Origin of the sequence: Rhizobium centroccidentale (genome assembly GCF_030182565.1) — a bacterium.
Taxonomy (GTDB): domain Bacteria; phylum Pseudomonadota; class Alphaproteobacteria; order Rhizobiales; family Rhizobiaceae; genus Rhizobium.
Map to the genome: position 1 here is coordinate 1 of NZ_JAQJCG010000047.1, position 6,956 is coordinate 6,956.

The following is a 6,956-nucleotide window of genomic DNA, read 5'->3' on the forward strand; positions in this document are numbered from 1 at the left end:
GATATCTCGGCTCACTCGTCCAGACAATCAGTCCAGACGAGTGCACCAATTATCTTGTCAATGCAGGATACGCTTCAAACAAAACATGAAACGCTCTAGCCGTCTTTGTGCTCCAACCATTGCTCCAGGCCAGATTCGAAATTAGGTGCCGAAATCGACCTCGGCTCTGAGTCCCTTCCGCTTCGAGGCCGCTGAGTCGCGCGGTCAGCATGTGCAGGATGAGGGTAGGGACATCATTTCACAGCGAGAGTCCCGGTCCATCACCCGTGCCAATTGGCTGGGCTGCTTTGAGCCTGCCGTTTTGGGCGTGGTCGGTAATGGGGCTGCATCAAGAGGGCCCCGTTGGTTAGCGCGAGGGGTTCACTTCGAAGCCGGGGAAAACGGAAGAGCAAGTGTCCCACAACGAGGCACCTGGGGAGAATAGCTTTGGACATGTGTCGTGGCTCGAATTGTCTTGATTTCTAGCCCTCTGGAAAATCGGTGGGAAATTATCAACTTTGGTGCATCTATTTCACTTATAAGGGCGTGGCTTGTGGCACATGCTCGCAAAGATTGTGGTCAAATGAGTATCTTGCCTTGAGCTGACTATGGTCGCTCTCTTGAGGAATGACGTCAGAAATAGAATATATTAGCAATACAAAAATAAATGTGAGGAAGGCGGCAGCGGGCATTCTGAGCGAGGTATCGGAATGACGAAAATCGCTTTAGTTTGGGAATCTCCTCTGCCGCAGGAGGCCAGCCACGGGGTTAAGTGAATCTGAATTCGGATTATGTCCAGCCTCCGCTGGCGACTTTGTTGTCTGTCGGGGTCGGGCTCATGGAATTGTTTGCACAATGAATGTTTTGAGACAGGGAGCCTGCATTCATGACGCATGTGACGAAAAAGATCGCGATCATCGGAGGCGGGGTCGCGTCCATCACTACTGCTTATGCATTGACGCAGCAGATCGACTGGCAACAACGTTATGAGATAACCATTTATCAACGCGGTTGGAGACTTGGCGGCAAGTGTGCGAGTGGGCGCAATCGCGAGAAAGCAAATCGGATCGAGGAACATGGCCTGCACATCTGGGCTGGTTTTTACGACAATGCCTTTCGCTTGATGCGTTCTTGTTACGATGAGCTTGTCGCGCTGAAGCTTCGCTCTCCCGACGCTCCGCTTGGCACTCTCGATAAAGCATTGAAACCCTTGAACAGCTTTATGCTTACGGAGGACGTACCGGATACCTCTCCGCAGGAATGGAGGCCTTGGTTCATTGAGTTTCCGTCAAACGATAAAGTGCCGGGTACCGGCGGCGTGTTGCCGCAACCTTTTGAATATTTCAAACTGGTTGTCGAGTTTCTTGCCCGGCAGGCAGATTCTGTTGAGGGCAAATTGCCCTCGGAGAGCCAGATAGGTGGGGCAGGTGACGTTCGTGTTCCATTGCATCGGCTCCTGGCTTATTCCCGGACGATGCCAAACGATGCCCGCTTGCATTCGGGAAAAGATATCGACGAGCTCCTGGAGATCCTGAAAGGCATCCGTATCTGGCTTGACGGCATAAAGCCCGGCGAATGGATCAATGATGATGTGGCGCGAAGGGTTTACTTCATGCTGGATCTCGGGACAGCATTCGCGACGGGGATGGTGGTCGACCTGGTTTTTCTCCGCGGTTTCAATTCCATCGATAACATGGAGTGCACGGCATGGCTGCGGAAGCATGGTGCCTCCGAGCAAGCCGTTAATTCCGCAGCGTTTCGTGGTTGTTATGACTACGTCTTCGGATATCCGGCCGGCATACGTGACGATCGTGCCGTCGGTGCAGGCACTGCGATGCGCGGCCTGCTGCGACTGGCGTTCACTTACAAGGAAGCCTTATTCTTCAAGATGCAGGCAGGGATGGGCGATACGATCTTTGCGCCTTACTATCAGGTTCTCAAGCAGAAGGGGGTAAAGTTCAGCTTTTTCCATGCGGTGACCAATCTCGCACTGTCAACGTCGTGCGATGCCGTGGAGCGGATCGATCTCGTGGAACAAGCGCGTGTTCTCTCCGGTTCTTACGATCCCTTGTTTGATGTCAGGGGCCTGCCGTGCTGGCCTTCCGAGCCGGATTGGGCGCAACTGGTCGATGGCGAAAAGCTGCGTGAGAGCGGCATCGACTTCGAGTCTGAGAAAACACCGGAGCCAACAGGTGTTGCGAAAAGCCTTCGTCGCGGCATCGATTTTGACGATGTCATCCTTGGCGCCTCCCTGGCGTCTCTCCCCTTTATGACCAAGGAACTTGCCCGGGTTTCGCCGCGCTGGAGGCAAATGCTTGAAAAGGTCGAGACGGTTGCCACATGTGCGGTCCAATTCTGGCTGAACAAGCCGACACCCGAGACCGGATGGCCGGCGTTAGTGCGGACCTATAACCAGTATAGCAAGTTCAATCCGGCGAATATGCAGACTGTCATGACTGCCTTCGCCGAGCCGCTCGATACCTGGGCGGACATGAGCCATCTGCTGGTGCGCGAAACCTGGCCTGATCCCGCCCCTCAATCGATCGCCTATTTTTGCTCGCCGTCAAGAAATGCCGAGGTTCCGATGCCGTCCATGCAGGCGCAGGCGGCACAATGGGCTGATGAACATCTGATCCGGATTTGGCCTGATGCCAGCAACGCTGAAGGCCGATTTGACAGAAATCTGCTCGTTTCTCTCGAGGGGCAATCCGAAGCGGCGCGCTTCGCCAATCAATATTTTCGTCAAAACTTCTATGGCTCCGAGCGTTATGTGCTTTCGGTTCCAGGTTCGGTCGACTATCGCCTGAATCCCGACGAATCGGGTTTCGTCAATCTCGCCATCGCCGGCGACTGGACACTTTGCGGCTTAAATGCGGGCTGCGTCGAAGCAGCTACAATTTCGGGATTGGCTGCCGCAAGGGTGTTTACCGGTTCGACCGAGCCGATCTACGGAGAGCTCGATCTGGTGCCGAGCGCGCTGCCGGCGCCTGCCTTGCTATCTTCGATAGCTGCCCCTCAGGCGAATTGGCCTCTTACACCGGCATTTCTGCGGGGGTCGATGGAGGGGGTTTTCAGCTTCCATTCGCTTCCCGTGGAACGGGTGAGGCAAATGCTTCCCCCCGGCCTTGTCCTGTCGAAACAATCGCTAACCCCTGCAAAGACGCATCCAGTAACGTTCTTATTTAATCAGCAGACGAATGTCCGGGCGAGCTTCCTGCCGCGGGTACTGGGTTTCAAGAGCTATCTTGAGAATATCGTGGCGATCAATTGCGTCGAGATTGAAGACGGAGACGGTACGATATTCAGTTTTCTGCCGGCATTGTTTTTGAACAATGTCCTGGCGACCTATTCAGGCCGGCTCTTCTACGGGCTTGCCAAGAGGCTCGCCAAGAATGCATGGGATGGCTCCCTGTATCGTACGACAAGCGAGGACAGTCAGCCAATTTGGCAGATGCGGTACTTCGATCACGCACCGATCGGGCGGCTGGTCGACCTCGGCAATATCAGCCTTGTTAGAGCGTTGCTCGATGCTCCCATCTTAACACCCCGCCCCTTTGGAACCTGGCAGGCGATGACCTTCGATTTTTCCGTTGGATCGGCATTTGCCGCGCCGGTGGCAACTCATCTCGATATTTATCCGACAAATGGGATTGGGCTGCCACCAGGGCGGTTCATATCGCCCGCCTTCAAGGAAGGCGAGGAGGAAAATGGCCTGCCGGGAGCGTTTCGCTGCTGGACCAATTGGACGCTGAGCAATCCGTTCGATTCATCACGGGTTAAAACCGTCGCGGCTGCCCAGAGGCCTTTCGACTTCAATTGGATGCAATGAGGCCGAATTCATGTTGGTGCCCGAAGGCATACCCCATCCAAATGAAGCCAGTACATTGCAGGAACGACGACAAGTCACCGTGCTTTTCGCCGATATCGTCAACTATACTGGTATTGCGCTACGTCTCGATCCTGAAGATCTGCAGGAAATCCTCCAGCAGTACTATCTTCTCGCCAGGACGGCGATCGAGGCTGTGGATGGGCGCGTGGCGGAATATCTCGCCGACGGAATCGTCGCGCATTTTGGCATTCCGACCGCTTTTTCGGACGCCGCAGATCGAGCGGCGGAGGCAGCAAGGGAAATTGTTGCCAAGGCGAAGAAAATCGTCGTCGCGGGCGATATTCTTTCCATTCGCGTAGGTTTGGCGACGGGACAGGTGGTCGCAGAATTCGATGGCACCAACTCCAGGATTATCGGCTCTTGCGGTGTATTGGCCGCCCGTCTGCAGGCCTGCGCCCCTGCCGGCTCAGTCTACATGTCTGACCTGACGCATCGCTTGCTGCGGCGTGAATCAGGAACATGGTTTGTCGGCAATCTTTCGCTCAAAGGTTTTTCCGAACCGGAACCAGTTTGGGCCTTCGATACTGAAAATATCGTTCCGTTGGCCGGCGAGAGCTTCGCGTTTTTCGGCCGAGACGCTGAGCTCGCAGAGCTTGCGTCCACTTGGCAAGCGGTGCAGCGCTCCGGTCGCGCGAGTCCGCTTTGTGTTCTCGTGGGACGATCGGGAATCGGCAAAAGTCGAATATTGCGCGAGCACAATCTGCGCTGCCCTCCTGAGCAGAAGAGGATCGTTCTGCAGGGTGAGGAACGTCAAAGCAACACTGTGCTATATCCAATCGTAGAATGGCTGAAGCTGGATGATCGTATCTCTCTTGATGCTCAGGACACCGATTATCTGAAAGCGCTTTGCCACCCGGAAACGGCGACGTCGCTGCAGCTTAGGGAAGCGCCGGGCGCTATTATTCAGCGAACCTTTGACGCCTTGTCTGAGGCTTTTCAGGCAATTACCAAACACGCCCCCATTCAGATCGTCATAGAAGATTTGCAATGGCTAGATCACAGTACGCTTCAATTGATCAGCCGGCTACAGGAGGATCTGGCGGATTGCCCAATCCAATGGCTGGCGAGCAGCAGACCTGAGTTTACGGACGGCCTGGGAGATTTGAAAGTCTCAATCCTGACGGTCGGCGAGCTGAGCGTGGCTGACTGCCGTGTCGCAGTTCATCAATGCTGCGGGCACGAGATCACAATCGCCTTGGCGGAGGAAATTGTTGCCCGGTCTGAAGGCGTCCCGCTTTTTCTCGAACATCTCCTCCGCGAGCTCAACGAGGGGCGTATATCGGATCGCGGAACCGTTCCGGAAACGCTGATTGGAGCATTAACCGCATGGATTGATGGCTCCGGCTCAGCCCGGCGCGTTGCTCAGGGCGCGTCCGTAATTGGACGTTGGTTCGATGAGGGAATGCTTGTCGAGCTCCTGGGTGTCGGTCTGGACGTCGTGCGTGACGATGTTGCGCTGCTCTGCCGGTCCGAGATCTTCCAGCGAACTGACACTACTGTTGTCGGCTTTCGGCACGATCTTATTCGCGCGGCGGCCTATGGGACACTTCTTCGTAAACACCGTGCAAGCCTGCACAGGCGAATTGCCGGCATTTATGAATTTGGCAATCCGCATGACGGGGACAAGGTCATGGCGGAAATTGCCTATCATCGTGAAGCTGCGGGTGATTATTCTGTCGCGGCGAACCACCGACACAGGATGGGGCGGTATGCGACGGCGTTCGGTGCCTTTGCGGAGGGTGAAAGCCAATTGCGGGAGACACTGCGTTTACTAAGCCTATCAGAGCAAACCGGCCAGGACGTTCGCCGTCAGCAGGCAAATGTTCTTGCGGATCTTGCCGCCAATCTCATGCAGACGCGCGGTTTCACCGACGCCGAGGTACTGGATACTTACGAGGAAAGCCTTTCGCATCTCAGAAAGACCGATTGGATCGATGGCGACAGCCTAGCCATATTCTGGGGTATTTTCACCTACCAAGTTCTCATCGGCCACATCAAGGCAGCGGCTGCGACGGTATCGCGAATGCAAGACGCGCTTCATCGTATACCGAAAGAGGTAAGGCTTTCAGAACACCGACTCGCTGTCTTGGGAACACGCAACGCGATTCAATTCTATTCCGGAAAGTTTCATGCCCAGCTTTCGACGCTGCAGAAAATAAAGGCGCTTTATGAGTTCGAACGCCATGCGCCTCTCGCGGCGAAATATGGAATGGATCTGCTGGCGACCGCGCAGGCGTTTTCCCCGCATTCCGCGGCAGTAACTGCCCAGTTTCAGCTGGCCCGCGAACTGGTTGCCGAGGCCGATGCACATCAGGCTATGCTCGACATCCCGCTTATGCTGCCATTCATCGACATCTGGGGCGGTGTCGCGCTCGGCTATATGGGCGATTTCGAGCCAGCAATGATCCGCATACAGAGGGGCATCCTTCTCGCCGACAGGCAGGGCGCCTCCTTTTGGTCGGCGACAGGCCGGATGTGGAGGGCGATCACCGAATTCGAGGCTACCGGCAGCACGTCTTGCCGAGTCCGGATGGAACAAGCGCTCGCTGTGCAAAAGCATATAGGCGTCGGTGTTGGCATACCCTACTGGTCCGCTAAGCTGGCGGTAGTCTGCGCAATGGATGGAGATGATCGTCGGGCGCAGGAATATATTGCGGAAGCGATGAGAGGCTTGGTCAGCACGACTGAGGGCGCCTGGCGAGCGGAACGGCAAAGGTTGACCGGCTTCGTCCATGAACGCATGGGACGTTTGGCGGAGGCTCTGAATTTTTATCAGCTTGCCGCGCGCACCGCACAAATGCAAGCGGCCCACCTATGGGAGATGCGTGCCAGGGGCGCGATTGCGCGCATCGACCCTCTTGATGACGTGAATGCCGAACGTTTGAGCGTGCTGTCCGGTACGGTTCCATCTCACCCGCTTGGAAACGATTAGAGTAATTCCAGGAAAAGTGCGCAGCGGTTTTCCGTCCGGAATTGTGGGAAAATAAAGAGCTAGATGGCGTAACGGGCGGAGCCCGCCAGCCAGGTTTGTGGGTCTGGTGGTCGTCCCTCACAATGATGGTGTCGCGGAGTCAGGAAGGGCCTGCTC

2 protein-coding genes are annotated in these 6,956 nt (G+C 55.6%); both read left to right on the plus strand.

The window, feature by feature from the left end; translation table 11 throughout:
• The first annotated feature begins 865 nt into the window (after positions 1-865).
• On the plus strand, positions 866-3,808 hold the full coding sequence (locus PH562_RS30415; protein ID WP_285177601.1) for an NAD(P)-binding protein: 2,943 nt from the start codon (positions 866-868) through the stop codon (positions 3,806-3,808).
• A gap of 10 nt (positions 3,809-3,818) precedes the next feature.
• Positions 3,819-6,800, plus strand: coding sequence for an AAA family ATPase (locus PH562_RS30420; RefSeq protein WP_113232196.1), 2,982 nt, complete (start codon positions 3,819-3,821; stop codon positions 6,798-6,800).
• Positions 6,801-6,956 lie beyond the last annotated feature (156 nt).

What these genes read in the sequence shown, in the direction of transcription:
- PH562_RS30415 (WP_285177601.1), top strand. Translation starts at nt 866, where the DNA reads ATGACGCATGTGACGAAAAAGATCGCGATCATCGGAGGCGGGGTCGCG.
- PH562_RS30420 (WP_113232196.1), top strand. Translation starts at nt 3,819, where the DNA reads ATGTTGGTGCCCGAAGGCATACCCCATCCAAATGAAGCCAGTACATTG.